The 17,874-nt window shown below is 61.2% G+C and carries 17 protein-coding genes; 3 read left to right on the forward strand and 14 right to left on the reverse strand.

Features of this window, described 5'->3' with window-relative positions; all coding sequences use genetic code 11:
• The first annotated feature begins 129 nt into the window (after positions 1-129).
• The gene (locus E3E11_RS00345) at positions 130-516 is read left to right on the forward strand and encodes a hypothetical protein (RefSeq protein WP_141450667.1); all 387 of its coding nucleotides are present in this window, start codon (positions 130-132) and stop codon (positions 514-516) included.
• A gap of 76 nt (positions 517-592) precedes the next feature.
• On the opposite strand, the gene E3E11_RS00350 is transcribed toward E3E11_RS00345, so the two are convergent.
• A complete protein-coding gene (locus tag E3E11_RS00350; RefSeq protein ID WP_231118925.1) occupies positions 593-1,804 on the reverse strand; it encodes a penicillin-binding protein activator in 1,212 nt (403 codons plus the stop codon).
• Positions 1,805-2,055: 251 nt separating this feature from the next.
• Between E3E11_RS00350 and rsmI the strand changes: the two genes are divergently transcribed.
• Positions 2,056-2,913, forward strand: coding sequence for a 16S rRNA (cytidine(1402)-2'-O)-methyltransferase (gene rsmI / locus E3E11_RS00355; protein ID WP_231118926.1), 858 nt, complete (start codon positions 2,056-2,058; stop codon positions 2,911-2,913).
• Positions 2,914-2,924: 11 nt separating this feature from the next.
• On the opposite strand, the gene E3E11_RS00360 is transcribed toward rsmI, so the two are convergent.
• From E3E11_RS00360 to E3E11_RS00375, 4 genes are all read right to left on the reverse strand, one after another.
• Positions 2,925-3,656 (reverse strand): LolA family protein, encoded by a 732-nt coding sequence (locus E3E11_RS00360; RefSeq protein WP_231118927.1) that lies wholly within the window; start codon positions 3,654-3,656, stop codon positions 2,925-2,927.
• A gap of 46 nt (positions 3,657-3,702) precedes the next feature.
• The gene (gene mbfA / locus E3E11_RS00365; protein WP_141450669.1) at positions 3,703-4,659 is read right to left on the reverse strand and encodes an iron exporter MbfA; all 957 of its coding nucleotides are present in this window, start codon (positions 4,657-4,659) and stop codon (positions 3,703-3,705) included.
• A gap of 1 nt (position 4,660) precedes the next feature.
• Positions 4,661-6,043, reverse strand: coding sequence for a glutamate--cysteine ligase (locus E3E11_RS00370; protein WP_141450670.1), 1,383 nt, complete (start codon positions 6,041-6,043; stop codon positions 4,661-4,663).
• A gap of 217 nt (positions 6,044-6,260) precedes the next feature.
• Entirely contained in the window at positions 6,261-6,983 is a 723-nt protein-coding gene (locus E3E11_RS00375) for a 16S rRNA (uracil(1498)-N(3))-methyltransferase (protein WP_141450671.1), read from the reverse strand.
• Positions 6,984-7,135: 152 nt separating this feature from the next.
• Between E3E11_RS00375 and ubiA the strand changes: the two genes are divergently transcribed.
• Positions 7,136-8,080: a 4-hydroxybenzoate octaprenyltransferase gene (gene ubiA, locus E3E11_RS00380; protein ID WP_231118928.1), complete on the forward strand. Its 945-nt coding sequence runs from the start codon at positions 7,136-7,138 to the stop codon at positions 8,078-8,080.
• A 9-nt stretch (positions 8,081-8,089) separates the two neighbouring features.
• On the opposite strand, the gene E3E11_RS00385 is transcribed toward ubiA, so the two are convergent.
• From E3E11_RS00385 to E3E11_RS00425, 9 genes are all read right to left on the reverse strand, one after another.
• Positions 8,090-9,517 (reverse strand): MFS transporter, encoded by a 1,428-nt coding sequence (locus tag E3E11_RS00385; RefSeq protein ID WP_141450672.1) that lies wholly within the window; start codon positions 9,515-9,517, stop codon positions 8,090-8,092.
• 71 nt (positions 9,518-9,588) lie between these two features.
• Positions 9,589-10,971, reverse strand: a complete 1,383-nt coding sequence (der, locus tag E3E11_RS00390; RefSeq protein WP_141450673.1) for a ribosome biogenesis GTPase Der — start codon at positions 10,969-10,971, stop codon at positions 9,589-9,591.
• Positions 10,964-12,385, reverse strand: coding sequence for a PQQ-like beta-propeller repeat protein (locus E3E11_RS00395; protein ID WP_141450674.1), 1,422 nt, complete (start codon positions 12,383-12,385; stop codon positions 10,964-10,966). The genes der and E3E11_RS00395 overlap by 8 nt, the downstream gene beginning before the upstream one ends.
• The gene (locus E3E11_RS00400) at positions 12,382-13,059 is read right to left on the reverse strand and encodes a tetratricopeptide repeat protein (protein WP_141450675.1); all 678 of its coding nucleotides are present in this window, start codon (positions 13,057-13,059) and stop codon (positions 12,382-12,384) included. Before E3E11_RS00400 ends, E3E11_RS00395 begins: the two co-directional genes overlap by 4 nt.
• Positions 13,060-13,217: 158 nt before the next feature.
• Positions 13,218-14,537, reverse strand: a complete 1,320-nt coding sequence (locus tag E3E11_RS00405) for a dihydroorotase (protein ID WP_141450676.1) — start codon at positions 14,535-14,537, stop codon at positions 13,218-13,220.
• Between the two features lie 55 nt (positions 14,538-14,592).
• Positions 14,593-15,507: a glycosyltransferase family 9 protein gene (locus E3E11_RS00410; RefSeq protein ID WP_141450677.1), complete on the reverse strand. Its 915-nt coding sequence runs from the start codon at positions 15,505-15,507 to the stop codon at positions 14,593-14,595.
• A gap of 59 nt (positions 15,508-15,566) precedes the next feature.
• A complete protein-coding gene (dnaQ, locus tag E3E11_RS00415; protein ID WP_141450678.1) occupies positions 15,567-16,265 on the reverse strand; it encodes a DNA polymerase III subunit epsilon in 699 nt (232 codons plus the stop codon).
• A complete protein-coding gene (gene coaE, locus E3E11_RS00420; protein WP_231118929.1) occupies positions 16,243-16,983 on the reverse strand; it encodes a dephospho-CoA kinase in 741 nt (246 codons plus the stop codon). The genes dnaQ and coaE overlap by 23 nt, the downstream gene beginning before the upstream one ends.
• A 3-nt stretch (positions 16,984-16,986) precedes the next feature.
• Complete coding sequence (locus E3E11_RS00425) at positions 16,987-17,871, reverse strand: shikimate dehydrogenase (protein WP_141450679.1); 885 nt, start codon at positions 17,869-17,871, stop codon at positions 16,987-16,989.
• Positions 17,872-17,874: the final 3 nt, after the last annotated feature.

Here is a 17,874-nt window from a genome sequence, read left to right on the forward strand (position 1 = left end):
CTCTGTCACAGGCTGACTAAAGGGCAATTTTCCAATTGAGTAACGCTTCCTCACCTTTTTAAGCTGAGCCTATCGCAATCGTGATCAGGCGTGATCAGGTCAGAACCACATTCCGAGGAGGCATTTCCGATGGTGGTGAACGCACGCAACACTTCTGAACACCGGGCGCTCAGCGTCCAGACCCCCGTTTCACACGGCAACGTCATTGCATTGCGACAGAAATTTCTCAAGCACCACCGTATTCATCTTGAAAAATGGCTTGTTGCTGCAGCTCCGATGGGGATCCTGGACGGCCAGATCACTGGAATGGGCAGCCCGCCTCCTTCTTCTCAAGCAAGCCATGAACAGATCGTGATCTGGGTAAGGGAAAACGCCTCACCGGCTTACTGCGTGCATTCCGCAGGTAATAGCTGGGTCGTCATGGATGCCCTGCAGCAGTTGGAACTCGGCCGTTTTCCAAAATTCTGCCTGGCCCTGCACAGAATCCGTCCCGTGCTGCCCTTGGACGGAAACTGAATCCTACTGTTACGAAGACATTTGAGCCCACCGTCGCCTGCTTGGGAGAGCGACGATGGGCTCAGCTTTACAGGTCTTACAGTTTGGCAGCCGGTGCAGGAGCAGCTTTTTCCGGCGTGCTGGCAGAGGCAGGACTGATCAGACGGGAGCCACCACCCGGCACAATCTCATAGAGGTTCAAGCCACGCAGCACATGCCCGTTCGGCAGCAATCTGAACCAGCCATTCACGCCAACAAAGCCATCAGGATCCGTCAGGCGTTCCACTGACAGAGAGTGTTGGCTGATCAGCGCGCCTGCCAGTGCGGCGGTATCATAGGCAAAATCGGTTACCGGCGAGGGCGCCTGGTGATACAGGGCCGTATACTGGCGGACATATCCACCGCGCTGGCTCGTATCAAGTCCGGCATACCATGCCCCCTTCAACGCCCCCAGTTTGGTATCAAAGGACCGCCAGAGTGCCGGCCCCATGATCTGAACCTGCGAAGAGCGCACGTCATCCTGCTTCATGGCGGCAATCACGCGCCCCAGATTCACTCCTGTATCCGCCAACAGCAGCGCATCGAAAGGTGGCGGACCCATGGGGACCCGTGGAAGGGGAATATGCACTTTCGGGGCTTCCTCCAGGGCTTCAGCCGTCTCCTTCTCGACCACCGGATCCACAGCTGAGGGCTCGGATGCCGAAGAATCCTGGGCAGGCGTAGTCGAGTCAGGCTTGTCACTCAGATCCGGCGGGCGCCGCAGAGCGATTTCCGAAAGGTCGGCCATGCCCTGCGTCACGGATTCAGGAGTGGCATCATGGAAAACGATATGGGGTGGCTCAAGTGCAGCGTGCTGACAGGCCTCCGCCAGGGCGCTGGCCATGGCGTGGCCCAAGGGGGATTCAGGCAGAAAAGCTGCAAAACGGTGCCGCCCCGCAGCCACAGCTGCCTGCACGAGGCGATCCACCTGCTGCTCGGGCGTCAGCCCCATGACCCACACGCCTGGGCGCGCCTGCTGGCTGTCGCTGGTGAAAGCCAGTTCCGGCAGCTGAGCCGGCTGCAGGACATCGGCTGCCTGCTCGGTCGCCCCGCCCATGAGCGGGCCGAGCACGATGCTGTCCCCTGCGCTCACGGCCTTGTGGGCCGCCTGGGTGCCGTTGGAAGGAGGCGCGCTGTCAAAAACGTCCAGCGCGATCTTCTGTGAAGGCGGCAGGGCCAGTCGCGCTGCCTGGCGCATGCGCTGCCCGATGGCCGCATGGGCGCCTGAAAGGGGCAGAATCAGACCGACGCGTGGCCCTTTGGGGGTCACCGTCTCCGGGCTTAACGCATGGGAGCCCTGCTTGCCGCCTCCACCGGAACAGGCTGCAAGGCTCATGCATAACGCAGTTGCCAGAAGCAGGGAGACCCCTTGCATTCCTCCGGTCCCGCGGCCGCGGCTGTCCTTGCTCTTGCACCAGCACAATGGCACAGCTTGAGCAGACGTTGCCTGGCTTGCGGGAGAAACCGATGCCGATGCCGATTCCAATGCCTGAGAAATCATATGACCCCACTTCCAAGAAGATGACCTCTTCTTCTACCGGGCAGCTTGTGCTGGTGGCAACGCCCATCGGCAATCTGGGCGATATAACCCCCCGCGCATTGGAAGCTCTGCAGACTGCCGACACCATTTTATGTGAAGATACGCGCGTTACGGCCAAACTGCTGCAGCATTACGGGATTTCAAAACCTCTTCTGGCCGTGCATGACCATAATGAAAGCCAACGCCTGCCCGCTCTCCTGGAAAGACTGCGCAACGGTGAGACACTGGTTCTTGTCTCTGACGCCGGCACACCGGTCTTTTCCGACCCCGGCTACCGGCTTGTCCGCGCTGCCATTGAAGCTGACCTGCCGGTTACCTCACTGCCTGGCCCTAACGCAGCCGTTACCGCACTGACCCTTTCCGGGCTGCCGCCTGCCCCCTTCCTGTTCCTGGGGTTTCCCGCACGCGGAGAAGCACGGATACAGGAGTTTTCAGGGCTGCGCGCTCTGGAACAGACCGGTCTGCAGGCAACGCTGGCCTGGTACGAATCCCCCCACCGCCTGCTCGACACCCTGCAGGATCTGATTGCCGTCTTCGGGGCTGAACGCCCGGCCGCCGTGGGACGGGAGCTGACCAAGAAATTCGAGGAAATGGTCCGCGGCACTCTGGCAGAGGTGCTGGCGCATTTCCGTCAGTTTCCCCCACGTGGCGAGATCACTCTTCTCGTCGGTCCCCCGCCGGAAGATGATACAGGCGCACAGGACCTCGACACCCTCCTGCAGGAAGCCTTGCGGACTCATTCAGTCAGGGATGCAGCGGCCCTGGTAGCCCCCCAGGTCAAGCTGCCCAAACGCACTGTTTACGCCCGGGCCATGGAACTGGCCCGGGAAAAAGAGTGAACCGGATCCTGTCACTGCTTCGGCTTGGGCAGGCGGAAAGTCTTGGGCGGCAGCGGAACCCAACCGTTCCTGACATCAGAAAGACGAACTGAAGTCACGTGACCCTGGGCATCGCGGACATTCCAACCCACAAGGGTCAGCGGCTGAGCGGTAAAGATGAGCGTGAGTTCCCCTTCGGCGGGATTGGATGTGCGCACCACGTTCAGGAAAAGCTCGTTTCCGACCTGTTTGAATCCAGTAAGAGTGATATCTCCCCTGAAGCGTGGATGCGGCTGGAGCAGAATGCCCAGCGGCGTGTGGTCAGCTGGCAGGGTGGTGATCTGGTCGATGCTCTTGTCCTGAAAGACGATCTTGGCCTCATCAGCGACCAGCAGCAGCGGGCTGGGCGGATCATAGGTAAAGCGCATGCGCCCGGGTCGTTCGAGGATCAGTGAACCGTTCGTCACCTCGCCATTGGCGGCCGTCTGGCGAAAGCGGGCCTGAATCATCCGGGTGGAAGCAAGCGCATCTTCAATCCGCTCCACCCATCCTTTCTGAGCCGGGTTCAGGACTGGCGCCGCCGGGAAATTCTGCTGGTGATCGGGAGACTGCTCAAGCTGTGCGTGGTCTGGGCTCAGACCAGCCCCAGCTGAAAGATCCGCAGCGCCAGCCGGCAGCACAGTGCAGGCCAGCAGGCTGCCTGCCACCCCCAGGGTCAGCCCTGCCCTTCCATGCCGCCCTGATGGTTTTTTCTGTTTCATCATGCGCCATTTCCGCCAGAAGGAGGGAACCTCCAGATTACGTCTCATCTCATGAACTCCCGATCAACACGCCAGCACCGAAAACAAGTGCCCCTCCCAGGACAACCTGAACCAGGGAAATGCTGAAAGGTGTATCCTGATACTTCCAGCGGATCCATGAAATCAGGAAAAGCTCTACCGCCACCACGATCACAGCCAGCGTGAAAGCCAGGTGAAAATCCGGCACCAGAAAAGGCAGGGTATGGAAGATGCCGCCTGCAAAGGTCATGGCACCGCATAACACGCCACGCGCCAGGGAGCTGCCACGCCCTGAAAGCTTCCCGTCATCTGCCAGCGCTTCCGCAAGCCCCATGGAAATTGCCGCGCCCACCGAGGCCGCCAGCCCCACCTGAAAGGCGCTGAAAGCATCATGCGTGGCAAAAGCAGCAGCAAAAACAGGTGCCAGCGTGGAAACGGAACCATCCATCAGCCCGACAAGACCGGGCTGCACGATCCTGAGCAGGAAGTCCCGCCGCCCGATTTCATCTTCGCGCGCCTGGACATCCTCCGTGACAAGACGATTTTCCAGCTGCGCCGCTTCATGGCGGTGCCGTTCCTCAATAGAGGCCAGGTCGCCCAGCAATTTGCGGATGCCGGCATCACGGGAAAGACTGGCGGCCTTGCGGTAGAACTGGGCTGCCTGCTGTTCCATCACTTCTGCCTGAGCCCGGATGGCAGAAATATTGCGGTTCTTCATCTGCCAGGCTGACTTGCGTCTTGGAAAACCAAGAATATCCTGGCGCCTTACCAGCAGCACATGCGGGCCGAAACGCTCATGATACAGATCTATCAGCTGGCGCCGGTGGACATTCTCTTCCTCGGCCATCTCACGGAAAAGCGCAGCGCTGTCGGGATATTTTTCCTGCAGCATATGCGCATAATCGGCATAGATATGACCATCTTCCTCCTCAGTCGCGATGGCCAGCGCCAGAATTTCCCGCTCACTCAGTTCAGACAGGGTCGGCACGTCAGACAGCAGCCTCCTGGAATATGGGGCGCACATCCCCTTTCCAGACAGTGTGATATTTTTCGAGCCATTTTTCCGCCTGCGTCGGTCCGCCTGCGGCAATTTCATGCAGGGGCGCCAGATAGACCTCTTCTCCCAGGCCACGCGCCTTTAACCCCTTGTCAGCCAGCTGCAGCACACGCTGCGCCAGCGGCCGCAACCCGCCCGGGAAAGGCGCCTCCATGGCCTTGCGCGCCACTTCTGGACGCAGCGCCCGCCAGGTTTCCCAGGGATGTTCGCGCACCAGGGCTTCGACTTCGGCCAGCACGCTCTCATCATACAGCAGCCCCACCCATAGGGCGGACTGTGCCAGCATCATTTCCGGGCTTCCGGCATCCGCGCCTCGCATTTCCAGAAACTGCTTGAGACGCACATCAGGGAAAAGCGTGGTCAGATGGTCTTCAAAATCACCGACTGTCGGGGTCAGATCCGCCAGAATGCCTTCGCCGTTACCCTCCAACCAGCGGCGGAAGGAAGCACCGGCAACGTCATGATATTTTCCATCCCGCATGACGAAATACATCGGCACGTCCAGCGCCCAGTCCACGTATTTTTCAAAACCGAAATCTGGAGCGAAAAATTCCGCTGGCTGGCCTGAACGGGCAGGATCGGTATTCAGCCAGCTGCGCATTCTCGTTGAAAGCCAGCCGCTGGGCTTGCCCTCCTCGAAAGGGGAATTGGCAAATAGGGCTGAGGCCAGGGGCTGAAGCGCAAGGGAAACCTGCATCTTGCGCACCATATCGGCCTCGTCGCTGAAATCCAGATTGACCTGAACCGTGCAGCTGCGGGTCATCATGTCCAGGCCGCCCGTGCCGACCTTGGGCATGTAACGGCGCATGATCGCGTAACGGCTCTTGGGCATCCAGGGCATGTCCTCACGGGGCCAGAGCGGCTGGAAACCAAGCGGGGCAAAGCCGAGCCCGAGCCGGGCTGCCGGTGCTTTCAAAGCCTCAAAGTGGCGCGCCATTTCCGCGCGCGTCTGGTGCAGATCGCTTACCGGAGCGCCGGAGAGTTCAAACTGACCTGCCGGCTCAAGGGAGATGGAAGCATCCTTCTCACCAGCTTGCCCCTTCAGACCGATAACGTTCGGGCCATCATAAAGAGGGGAAAAGTCTTTCCCTTCAAAAGACTGCAGGAGATTCTGGATGCCCCGCGGAGCATAAGGCGGCGGGGCATAAGGGGCCCTTTCCTCGCTCTTTGCCGCCCCCGGCAACGTGAAACCGAATTTTTCGTGTTCTGTCCCGATCTTCCAGTCCTGGCGGGGCTTGGAGCCCCTGGCCAGCACTTCAACCAGCTGGCCCTTGTTGCGGATTGGGGTTGAATTGCTTTCACCTGGATTTGACATAAGCCGCTCGGAAGCCCTGTGCCTGTTGCAAGGAGTTGAAATGAGGAGTTGAAAAATCTCGGTACGGGAAGAAGAAGTACCTGCTTCGGGGCTCGCGGGATGCTTCAATCGGGCGCGACGGTCGAAAAGTCCGTTCATCTTAACGTCTTTTCACCGACACGACCAGCACAGTGGCGCCGCTCAACTGCCCCCAAGCAGAACTGAAACCTCCAGGTTCTCAGCCCCCCTTCAGGGCTGCTGCCGCGTTCAGGCGTGAAAGCGCTGCACAACCGGCCGTATCCGCACGCAGAACAAGAGGCCCCAGCGACAATGGCCGCAGGGAAGCAAGCTTTTCCAGCCGCGCCACTTCCTCAGGCGAAAAACCACCTTCCGGCCCGATCAGAAGCGCATCCGCTTCGACCAGCGGCGGGGCATGTACATGGCGCTCCAGCGCGACAGCCAGACTGCGGCGCTCGGGCCAGCGGGCAAGGACTGCTGCCAAAGGCTCTATCGGCATAACACCAGGCACGTCCAGGCGTTCGCACTGCTCAGCCGCTTCACAGGCAATGAGACCCAGCCGCTCCAGATTGAGGCGGTGTGTGTTGGTTCGCGCCGTAATGACGGGGCGGAAACGGGACACACCCATCTCGGTGCCCATGCGAATCATCAGCTCTGTGGCATCACGCTTGAGCGGAGCGAAAAGCAGCTCCGGCCCTTCGGTCTCTTTCTGAGGCCTTGCGCAGGCCTGCAGCTGGGCAGTGGCCCGGTTCTTGCGCAGGGTCGTCAGAACCGCCTGCCACTCTCCGTCGCGCCCATTGAACAACCGCACGCCCTGCCCGCTGGAAAGACGCAGAACATTGGCAAGATAATGCGCCTGTTCAGCTGAAAGGGCGATTTCAGCCCCGGCTGCGAAAGCATTGTCATCGGGCTGGCAGAACAGGCGGGGCTCAGAGCGGCTCATCCCTTCCGCATATCGCTTTCACCGCCGGCACTCCAGTCTTTCTTTCACCCTGTGTTCACCGCGTGTGCTGTCAGAGTCCTGGATCGGGACCAGAGCCGGAAGCACGCTCCGTCAAGGTTGACCGAAGACGGTTTCTGCCCGATCACTTTTTCATGCCTTCCATGCCGTCCCCCTCCCCAGCAGATGCACCCCATACCGACCTCCGCCACAATGGCTGGATCCGCCACCTGCCCCCTTCCTGGCGCCCTTATGCCCTTCTGACGCGCCTTGACCGGCCTGTCGGATGCTGGCTGCTGTTTCTGCCGGGTGTTTACGGACTGTTTCTGCCGGCAGGCGTCTCCGATGCGGCGCGCTGGAAAGACGTGGTCCTTTTTGCCATCGGGGCTGTCCTCATGCGTTCAGCCGGTTGCGTGGTCAATGACATCTGGGACCGCAAGATTGATGCCAGGGTCAGCCGCACTGCCAACCGTCCGCTGGCTTCCGGCGCGCTGTCGCTGCGCCAGGCCTTTTTTCTGCTGGCGGTTCTGCTGCTGGGAGGGCTGGCGGTTCTGCTGCAACTTCCCCCCATCTGCTGGGCGCTTACGCCTCTGGCCCTTGTGCTGGTAGCCCTCTACCCCACTGCCAAGCGCTTCACCTGGTGGCCCCAGCTTATCATGGGCATTACCTTCGGCTTTGGCGCGCCCATGGGATATGCCGCAGCCCACGGCACGCTGGATGTGACAGGGCTGCTTCTCTACGGCGGTGTCATTCTCTGGCAGCTCGGTTTCGATACGGTCTACGGCTTTCAGGACATGGAGGATGACGCACGCATCGGGGTCAAATCCACCTCCCGCCTGATGGTGGGACATGCACGCCTGTTCGTAACCCTCTGTTATGCAGGCACGCTCGCCCTCTTCGGCCTCTGCGCCCTGCGGGCCCATCTGGCAGGCTTCTTCTGGATCTTCTTCAGTGCGGCCGCCCTCTGGCTGTTGTGGCAGGGCACCCATCTCACCCCCTGCAATCCACGGCGCTGCCTGCAGGATTTCAGAAACAATGTTCCGATCGGAATGCTGTTCGCGCTGGCTTTCATATCCGGGCGCCTGGGTCTTTCCCTGTAAAAGCCACCCTCAAGGCCTTGTGGAATTTTGTGTGATCAAGCGGCGGGGCCGGAATAAACCGCGCCCTGCACTCAGTGAGGCGCCCAGAAATGCGACAAAGCTTGCGGCCCCAAGGCACAGAAAGGCGGGATGGGAGAAAACCGTGAAGATCCCTGCCACCAGAAAAGCGCCGATCGTCTGGCCCGACAGGCGCGAAACCGACAGCATGCCGCTTGCTCCCGCTTCCCGCCCCGGAGGGGCCGTAACCATGATGGCGCGGTTGTTGGGGGGCTGAAACAATCCGAAACCCAACCCCCCCAGCAGGGTGCGCCAGGCGATCATGGCGTTGGTGGCCTCCGGCGGCAGCAGCCATAAAAGGGCGAAAGCGGTTCCCGTCACCATCAGGCCGAGGGATGAGAGGATGGTTGCCGGAATCCGGTCCGATACCCGCCCAACCAGAAAGGACATGATGGCCACGCCCGCCGCCCAGGGGGCGATGAGGAGACCGACCATGGTGGTACTGCGGTGGAAGGTATCCACCAGCGAAAAGGGCATGGCCACGATATAGAGATTGGAGGCCACGAATCCGCAGAAACTCACCAGACAGGCGATGAAAAAGGGTCGGCGGGCCAGCAGGTCAACCGGCACGATCGGCTCATGATGCGCCTTCTGCCAGCGCAGAAGCCAGATCCAGAAGCCGATTCCGGTCAGAGTCAGGGTAGTGCCGGGCCAGAAATCAGCATGCATGAGGCTGTCGAGCCCCAACCCGGTCACGGCGAAGGCCAGGACTGTGAGAATGCCCCCCTGGATATCGACAGGGTGTGGGCTGCGCGGCGTCTTCGGCATCGCCAGGACAGACAGAATGAAAGCAGCTAATCCCAGGGGAAGATTGATCCAGAAAATCCAGGGCCACCCGGCCCGCGCCAGGATAAACGCCCCCAATGTCGGTCCTGTCGCCACGCCGAGCCCTACGAACAGACCGTTCAGCGCGATGCCGCGCCCGAGCAGGCGATGGGGATAAATAAAACGCACCAAACCGATATTGACGCTCATGATGCACGCGCCTCCCACGCCCTGCAGGGCGCGGGCCAGGGTCAGCTCCAGAATGCTCTGCGACAGCGCACAGGCCACTGAGGCAATCATGAAAATGATAAGCCCCAACTGGTTCATGCGCGCAAAGCCGATCCGCCCGCCAATGGCCGCCAAGGGCAGCAGGCAGGACAGATTCGCCAACTGGTAGGCATTCACCACCCAGATGGCCCGTGAAGGGCTGGTGTGAAGATCCTGCGCTATGGTCGGCAAAGCCACATTGGCAATGGCGTAATCCAGAACCGACAGCACCAGGGCCAGCAGAACAGCCGACATGGCCTGAAAACGCCGCACCCCATAAAGCCCCGCATGGCGCTCGGGATCATACTCGCCTTCATGAAGCTGGGCGTCAGGGGTCTTCCCGCTCATTGGCCGCTCTCATTCCCGGGGCTTGATGATACAGGCTTCCGTTCAGATGGGCCGGCCGCCTGGCTGACATTTCATTTCTTGCTGTCCTGATCCGCATAGGGATTGCGCGCTGAACGCAGCTGCAAGCGGATCGGCGTGCCAGGAAGATGAAAGGTCTCCCGCAGGCCGTTGACCAGATAGCGCTTGTAACTTTCCGGCAGTTCATCAACACGCGTGCCGAAAATCACGAAGGTTGGCGGTCTGGATTTCACCTGGGTGATATAGCGCAGCTTCAGGCGCCGTCCTCCCACAAGCGGGGGCTGATGGCGCTCAAGCGCTTCTTCAAACCAGCGGTTGAGCTCGCCCGTGCTCACACGGGCATTCCAGACTTCAGCCGCTTCGCGCACTGTGGGCAGCAGACGCTTCACGCCCGCGCCAGTCAGCGCTGAGAAGGTCACGACGGGAATGCCGCGCATCTGGGCAAGCGAAGTTTCGATCCGGTTGCTGACCGCCTTGCGGGCGGCCTGCCGGTCTTCAACCGTATCCCATTTGTTGAGCGCCAGAACACAGGCACGCCCTTCACGCTCGATCAGGCGGGCAAGTTGGAGGTCCTGCTCGTCCACACCGCGTTCGGCATCAATGACCAGCACGACCACCTCGGCCATCTTCATGGCTTCAATGGCCGCCGAGACTGACATGCGTTCAAGGGATTCATTGACCCGTGCCCGCTTGCGCATGCCTGCCGTATCGACAATCTCGACCGGCCCTTCCCCGTCATTGATTGTCACGCTGACTGCATCACGGGTCAGCCCGGCCTCAGGGCCGGTGATCATGCGTTCTTCCCCGAGAAGGGTGTTCAGCAACGTGGACTTGCCGGCATTGGGTCGGCCGAGGATAGCCACACGCAGCGGCTTGGCCTCTTCCTCTTCTTCAGAGGCAGCCGCCTTGCTTTCCTGGGAAGGCAGGCGCTCGGCGATTTCCGACATCAGGTCAGCAATGCCTTCGCCATGTTCGGCTGAAAGCGCCAGCGGAGTACCGAGCCCCAGCGAAAACGCTTCCATGGCCGCTTCCGTTCCGGCACGCCCTTCCGCCTTGTTGGCCACCAGCAGCACCGGACGGTTCTGCCGACGCAGCCAGGCTGCAAAATGCGCATCAACCGGGGTGAGGCCGGCGCGTGCATCAACGCAGAACACGACCAGATCAGCCTGCGCCACACCTTCTTCCGACGAGGAGCGCATGCGCCCGTAAAGGGTTTCGGGGGCGGATTCCTCCAGCCCGGCCGTATCGATCAGCTTTACCCGCCGCCCCCGCAGAAGCGCCTCGCCCTCCTTACGGTCACGGGTAACGCCCGGCTCATCGGAGACGATGGCCTGCCGGCGCCCGACCAACCGGTTGAACAGCGTGGATTTACCCACATTCGGACGACCTGCAATAACGACGACTGGCAGCTTTCCGCCTTCTTTAGTCTCAGCCATATGCTCTTAACACTCCATCCTGACCGAGAGCCAGCACCTTACCGTCACAGACAATCGGTTGAACCTGGCAGGAAGATGGAATGTCATGTTCCAGCTCAATCTTGCCGGTCTGGGCATCAACAACTGTCATGCCATATTCTGGCGCTGAGGAAAAACAGACGATCTTGTTGGCAACCAGAAGCGGCCCGACCCAGAAAATGGCTCCCTTCTGGCGCTTTCTGTGCACGAAGCGCCGCAGCTGCGTCATCCAGCGTACCTGGCCGGTCAGGCGGTGCACACAGGCAAGCTGTTGGTCGAGCGAGACGACGAACAGCCAGTCCCCGCAGACACAGAGCGGGTCCTGGCCGCTGACCTCACGCTCCCAGAGCCGCCGGCCGGACCGGATGTCGATCGCCACCATCACCTGCGACATGGAAATCGCGTATACAGTGCCGTCCACAATGACAGGGGCACCGCGCACGCAGGCAAAGTCGAGGCGCGCGCCCAGACCGTTCTGCCCGCCCAGACTGTCGCTCCAGATGATTTCACCCGAGCGCGCCCGGAAGGCAACAAGCTCCCCGCTGCCGAACCCGGCCACGACAACGCCATCGACAAAAGCCGGCGCACCCTGGCCGAAGATCTGCGTGTGCACGACGCTCGCAGGATGCGACCAGAGCTGCTGCCCCGTTGCGGCATCAAGCGCATAGAGATGGTCATCGATCGTCGTGAAGACCACGATGCCTTCATTGACCGTCGGGGCTGAACGACCCGGCGTACTGACAGGCACCTTCCATTTCGTGTGCCCTGTCGCAGCATCCACCGCCATGACCTGTGAAACGCCGTCCACGATGTAAAGCGCATCGCCGTCCAGAGCGATACCGCCGCCCAGATTCGGCGAGCGCGTATGCTTGGCAGGCTCACGGTGCCAGACCAGGTTCATTTTCGGCCATGTCCAGCAGCGCACATGACCGCGTGCATCAACCGTATAGATCCGTCCGTCTCCCACCACGGGAGGGGACTGGAGATAGCCACGGTCATTCGGAAAGAAGAAAACCGTGGACAGCAGGTCGAACGGATCGACTTCATCGCCGATGGACCGGCTCCAGAGCAGCTTGGTGCCCGACCAGCTGCCATTGACAGCCAGATGGGAGGAAATGCGTCCCTGCTGCGGCCAGGAGGTGACATCCTCGACGGGCGGCAAGACCACCGGCTCTGTCTGATTGGGCGCCACCTGCAGACCGGCACCTGTGGAGAGAATGTCAATGCGCTTGCCGGGCAGAATCGGTTTGGCCTCATCATCATCGAAAATGCCGCAGGCACTCAGCGATGCAAGCGCAGCGCCTGAAGTGGCGATACGCAGCAACGCGCGACGCCCCAGTCCTTCGGACAGCTTCAACGCGGAATCAGCTGATTTGGAAACGGAACGATGGCTCATCCGGCCTCTCCCAGAATTTGCAGAACCAGACTTGCCCGTTCACGCAGGGCGGCACTTGTATCGGGGGCGTGCACGATTTCCCCCAGTAACCGCTTCGCTTCTGCCTGTTGTGCCTGTGTAGCGCCCGGCTGAAGGTCAAGAGCGACCAGGCCTTCGCGTGCCAGTCCGCTCCAGGATGAATTGTCTTTGATAAGCGCCTCAAACCCCTTCTGCAGTTCTGCGGGCGGCAGACTGCCATGCTGCAGCGCCATGTTCAGAACCAGAAAACGTGCCATGCCCTGCAGAGCCGGGTCGGCCTTTCTGTCATGAATCACCTGCTGCCAGAGCGTGTTGGCCTCTCCAAGCTGACCCGTGCGCGCCCGGTAATCGGCAAGGCGCATGGCCGCATAACTGCGGACGCCGTCAGGCGCATGAGCTGCGAGATCAGCAAATTCCTGGGCGGCTTTTTCCCGGTTGGTCGCGTTGTTCTGAAGCTGCAGGGCGGTGAAATAACGTGCTGAGGCTTTCTGCTGGGCAAGATGCAGGCTGTGCCGCTGCCAGGCCCAGCCGCCCGCGCCTGCACAGATGGCCAGAAGCACCACCCCGCCGACCATCAGCCCCTGCCTGAGCTTCGCACGCAGCTGCTGAAGACTCTGGGCCTCGTTATTTCCGTGAAATATCTCTTCGTCCGCCACGCGTTTCCCAGTCGGATTTCAGTTGTTGCACTCACGGCCAGCATAGGTTGCGGCACACGCTCGGTAAACACTGAAGAAGGCTCTATCCAATTCAGGCGCTTGTGGCAATCGGGCGAAACCACTCCCCCAGCCGCCCCTCTCTCTCACAGCCGGAAACATCACGGCAGAAAACGCACACATCTGCCTGTTGAAGGCGTCACCAACTCCCCGTCACGCATCACAACGCGGCCGCGCACGATCGTCGCTACCGGCCAGCCTGTGACCTTCATGCCGTCATAAGGGGTCCAGCCTGCTTTGGTGGCGATCCAGTCATTGGTGATCGTAGCTGAACGTTTCATGTCCACCAGCGTGAAATCCGCATCGAAACTCACAGCAATGCGCCCTTTATTGGCCACGCCGTAGACACGCGCCGGGCCGGCTGCCATCAGATCCACCAGGCGGGCCAGACTCAACCTGCCTGCATTGACATGGTTCAGCATGACAGGAAGCAGGGTCTGCACCCCCGTAAGACCGGACGGCGCTTCCAGCCAGGGGCGCTTCTTGGCTTGAAGCGGATGGGGCGCATGGTCTGACGAGACCACATCCACCTGACCATTGCGGATGGCCCGCCAGCAGGCCTCATTGTGACGCGCATCACGAATGGGCGGGTTCATGACGGCCAGGCCACCGAGGCGCTCGTAACAGTCCGGAGCTACCAGGGTCAGATGGTTGGCCAGAACCTCCACGGTGGCCAGATCCCGGTTCTGCGCCAGTTCCTCCAGTTCTTCCGCCGTGCTGACATGCAGGATATGGACAGGCCTCCCGGTCTTGCGCGCCAGGGCCAGAATGCGTCCGGTGCCGCGCCAGGCGCATTCGGCGTCACGCCACTGCGCATGATTGGCGTAATCCTGCCCCGGCTTGAACAGCGCCCGCCGTTCCCGAAGGCGATATTCATCCTCTGAATGAAAAGCGACCCGCCGGTGGCCGGACCTGAGCACGGCTTCGATCCCTGCATCATCCTCGATCATCAGTGTGCCGGTGGAGGAGCCCGCAAACACCTTGATGGCGCAGACGCCGGGGAACTCTTCCAACACGGCCAGCTCAGGCGTGTTCTCACGCGTGGCGCCCACATAAATACCGACATCGACATGCGCCACCTCTTCAATATGCCGCCTTTTCCACGCCAGCATGTTGCGATCGGTAACGGGTGGCGTGGTGTTGGGCATGTCAAACAGCGTCGCGATGCCACCCAATGCAGCGGCACGCGTGCCCGTTTCCATGGTCTCCACATCTGATTTTCCGGGGTCGCGCAGGTGGACATGGGAATCAAAAAGTCCCGGCAGAACATGCAGGCCAGTCGCATCGATCTCCTGGTCCGCCTCATCCTGGGTGGTGACCGACAGGGAAGCGATGCGTTGGTCTCTGACACCGATATCCGCTTCCGCCGCTCCCCACGGAAACATCACCGTGCCGTTACGGATGATCAGATCGTAATGCATCGCGTTTCGCGCTCCCGTAAGTCTGTGAAAAATCTCTGACGTTCCATCATAAGCTTCAGCGCACCTGCTGCAGAAGCGCCAGCAGAGCCTGATCCACCTGCGCGGGCTCAAGAGCCTGCAGATCCCCCGCCCCCTCTTTTCCCGGCGCGGGCACGGCACGCGCCCGCAGGCCTGCAGGGGCGTATTGGGACGCGCAGCTGGGGCCGAACAGGCCCAGACTCGGTATACCGACAGAGGCTGCCAGGTGCATCAGGCCTGAATCATTGCCGACGAAAAACTGGCAGCGTTCCAGCAGGGCCGCGACCTGGGCCAAGGTCAGCTGCCCTCCCAGATCCCAGGCCTCTGGCAGCCGTGCCAGGAGTTCCCGGGCCTGCGCGCGCTCCCGCTCGCCCGGTCCGTAGAAAACCAGCGGTCTGTATCCTCTGTCCAGCCATCTTTGCCCCAGCTCGGCGAAATGGGCTGCAGGCCAGCACTTGGTTTCTGTCCCAGCTGTCGGCGCCAGAGCAAACCAGCGCGTTTTTTCTTTATTTCCTGACCCGGCGGCCAGGAAAGTTTCAGCCCATTTCCGCACTTCCGACCCGATCCAGAGCCGCGGCAGGGGCACCTGCGCAAACCCGAAGGCACGGGCCTGATGGGCTATGCGCAGCCCTGGGCGTCGCCCCCCCTGCACCACCACGCGACGCCGGGATCTCAGGCCAAAGCTTACGAGAGAGGAACGCAGATCAGCCACAAGCTCCCAACGCTGCCTGACACAGTGCCGCCACAGGGCGAACCAGTGGCGGTTCCAGGGTTTTTTCTCAAGCACGAGCAAGCGCTCGCAACGCGGCATGAACTGAAACAGCTCCTCGACCATCGGCCCGCACACGACCGTGAATCGCGCTTCGGGATAGCGGTCCATCAACCCGTTGAGAACCCCCAGGGAAATAACAGCATCTCCCAGGCGATGGGCGGTAATGAAGAGAATTTTCATGCCAGAAACACGTTCAGCCCTGCTGGACGCTGCGCAAGCCCGGGTGCCGAACTGCAATTTCAATCACGCCGCTCCCAGATCGGGTCTGTGACGGTCTTCAGGAATGCTGCGTGGCGCTGGAGAAGATCCTGGGACGGCATCGGCATCGGGCGCGGCCTACGGTCGGGCGCAACGCGGCGCGTGGCGGTGGTTGCCTGCGCTTCCTGCTCTCTCCGGTTTGCTTCCAAGCCCAGGCCCCGTTGCCGGCCGCCTATCAGCTCCACATAGACCTGTGCCAGAAGCTGGCAATCCAGCAAGGCATTGTGGGTCCCGCGCGCTGAAAGATCGATGCCGAAACGGCGGCACAGCGCGTCCAGGCTGGCTGGCAGGCCAGGATATTTGCGTCGCGCCATCAGCACGGTATCAATCGCCCGGCTGTCATAATCGTAGGTCGGCTGCCCGCACCGTTCCAGCTCTGCATTGATGAATCTGAAATCGAACGTCGCATTATGGGCGATCATCCGGCAATCCCCCACAAACGCCAGGAAATCTTCGGCAATCTCGGCAAACTTGGGCTTGCCGCGCACGTCATTATCCGTAAAGCCGTGAATACGGGTGGCATCGGGGGGAATAGGGCGCTCCGGGTCGATCACCACATGGAAATGCCGTCCCGTCGGCAGCTCGTTCTCAAGCTCCAGAGCGGCTATTTCCAGAATACGGTCGCCCTGGTCGGGGTCGAAACCCGTCGTTTCCGTATCAAAAAGTATGGTGCGCGTCATGAGCTCCCAGTTCCTCCATGATCGTTCTGCGTCCAGGCGCGCGCCGTCGAGAGCTGCAGTCCCTGTCCTGCCGCAAAGCTGAACGGCCTCCTCGCAGCGCCCAAGCCAGGCGCCGGACCTGGCGCTGCACGCCTGCCGGTCTGCCTTCGGTAGAGAGGATAAGATCCGCCCGGGCGCGCCTTTCCTCATCGCTCATCTGACATGCCATAAGCTGGCGAGCCAGCGCCACTGTCATGCGCCCACCCAGGAGGTGACGGTGCTTCACACGAGCCAGGCGCGTTGGAAGCGCGGCTTCCACGACAAGGACCAGATCACAGCTGGCTGCTGCCCCGCTTTCCCAAAGCAGCGGCACATCCAGCACGCAGAGGGGCACACCACGGGCCCGGCATTGCCTGAGGAACAGCTGACGTTCCTTGCGGACCAGAGGATGCAAAATGGCTTCCAGCTTTTTCAGCAGCCCCGGATCCTTTGCCAATTCAGCCCGCAGCGCCGCCCGGTCCACACAGCCATTACTGATAACGGAAGGCCGCAGCTGCTGCAGCGCAGGAATAGCCGCCCCGCCCCGCCCCTGAAGTTTTCTGACAACCGCATCCGCATTGAAAACAGGCACCCCCAGGCGTTGGAAAGCCCGGGCCACGGTCGTTTTCCCGGCTGCCATGCCGCCGGTCAGGCCCAGCACTGTCGTTCTTTCAGCACCTTTCGTAGGCAGGGCTTTCACCTTTCAGCCTTTGCCCAGATCAGCTTCAAGCAGCGCGACGAGGCCACTGTCTATGGCAGGCGCCGTCCCGAACCAGGCTTCAAAGCCGAGACGGGCCTGGTGAATCAGCATGCCCAGGCCATCCACCGTTTTCAGCCCATGTTCTTCCGCTGCCTGCAGCAGCGCAGTCCGGCGCGGGGTATAGACGATGTCCGCAACGCAAAGATCGTGCGCAGCATGAGCCAGGGAATTTTTCCAGGACTGAACCAGGGCCTGATCCGGCCCTGCCGCCTCTGATCTGTCTTCCATGCCCAAAGATGTGGCATTGACCACGAGATCCATGCGCTCCAATGCCTGGGGCCAGCTTTCCCAGGGAATCTGCTCAAGATTCCCCTCTCCGCCCAGAACCGCAACCAGTTTCACGGCCCGATCAGCTGACCTGTTGGTCAGGCACACCCGCCAGCCGCGGTCCAGCAGGGCAGCGGCAATGGCCCGCGCTGCTCCCCCCGCCCCCAGGATAAGAGCATTTCCAGGCCTCTTGCCGTCTCCGCTCACGCCATGGGCTTCGAGGTTATCGCAGAAACCGCTGCCATCCGTGCAGTCACCAATAATCTTTCCGTCCCGAAAACAGATTGTGTTGACCGCCCCCGCACGGCGAGCGGTCAGGGAAAGTTCGTCACACAGGGCAAAGGCTGCTTCCTTGTGAGGAATGGTCACATTCACGCCCCGGAAACCCGATGCTGCCAGGCCGCGCAAAGCCGGTTCCAGGGCACCAGGGGCAACCGGCAAGGGCACATAGGCGCCATTCACGCCGTAACGCTGGCACCAATAATTATGCATGAGCGGGGACCGGGAATGACTGACTGGCCAACCGATCACGCCTGCCAACCGGGTGTGACCGTCAAGCATGAC

It is taken from the genome of Oecophyllibacter saccharovorans, assembly GCF_006542375.1.
Taxonomy (GTDB): domain Bacteria; phylum Pseudomonadota; class Alphaproteobacteria; order Acetobacterales; family Acetobacteraceae; genus Oecophyllibacter; species Oecophyllibacter saccharovorans.

Coding starts and splice junctions, on each gene's coding strand:
- E3E11_RS00360 (WP_231118927.1), bottom strand. CDS start 3,656: ATGATGAAACAGAAAAAACCATCAGGGCGGCATGGAAGGGCAGGGCTG.
- E3E11_RS00375 (WP_141450671.1), bottom strand. CDS start 6,983: ATGAGCCGCTCTGAGCCCCGCCTGTTCTGCCAGCCCGATGACAATGCT.
- E3E11_RS00370 (WP_141450670.1), bottom strand. CDS start 6,043: ATGTCAAATCCAGGTGAAAGCAATTCAACCCCAATCCGCAACAAGGGC.
- ubiA (WP_231118928.1), top strand. CDS start 7,136: ATGCCTTCCATGCCGTCCCCCTCCCCAGCAGATGCACCCCATACCGAC.
- der (WP_141450673.1), bottom strand. CDS start 10,971: ATGGCTGAGACTAAAGAAGGCGGAAAGCTGCCAGTCGTCGTTATTGCA.
- rsmI (WP_231118926.1), top strand. CDS start 2,056: ATGACCTCTTCTTCTACCGGGCAGCTTGTGCTGGTGGCAACGCCCATC.
- E3E11_RS00395 (WP_141450674.1), bottom strand. CDS start 12,385: ATGAGCCATCGTTCCGTTTCCAAATCAGCTGATTCCGCGTTGAAGCTG.
- E3E11_RS00405 (WP_141450676.1), bottom strand. CDS start 14,537: ATGCATTACGATCTGATCATCCGTAACGGCACGGTGATGTTTCCGTGG.
- dnaQ (WP_141450678.1), bottom strand. CDS start 16,265: ATGACGCGCACCATACTTTTTGATACGGAAACGACGGGTTTCGACCCC.
- E3E11_RS00425 (WP_141450679.1), bottom strand. CDS start 17,871: ATGCTTGACGGTCACACCCGGTTGGCAGGCGTGATCGGTTGGCCAGTC.
- E3E11_RS00345 (WP_141450667.1), top strand. CDS start 130: ATGGTGGTGAACGCACGCAACACTTCTGAACACCGGGCGCTCAGCGTC.
- E3E11_RS00385 (WP_141450672.1), bottom strand. CDS start 9,517: ATGAGCGGGAAGACCCCTGACGCCCAGCTTCATGAAGGCGAGTATGAT.
- E3E11_RS00410 (WP_141450677.1), bottom strand. CDS start 15,507: ATGAAAATTCTCTTCATTACCGCCCATCGCCTGGGAGATGCTGTTATT.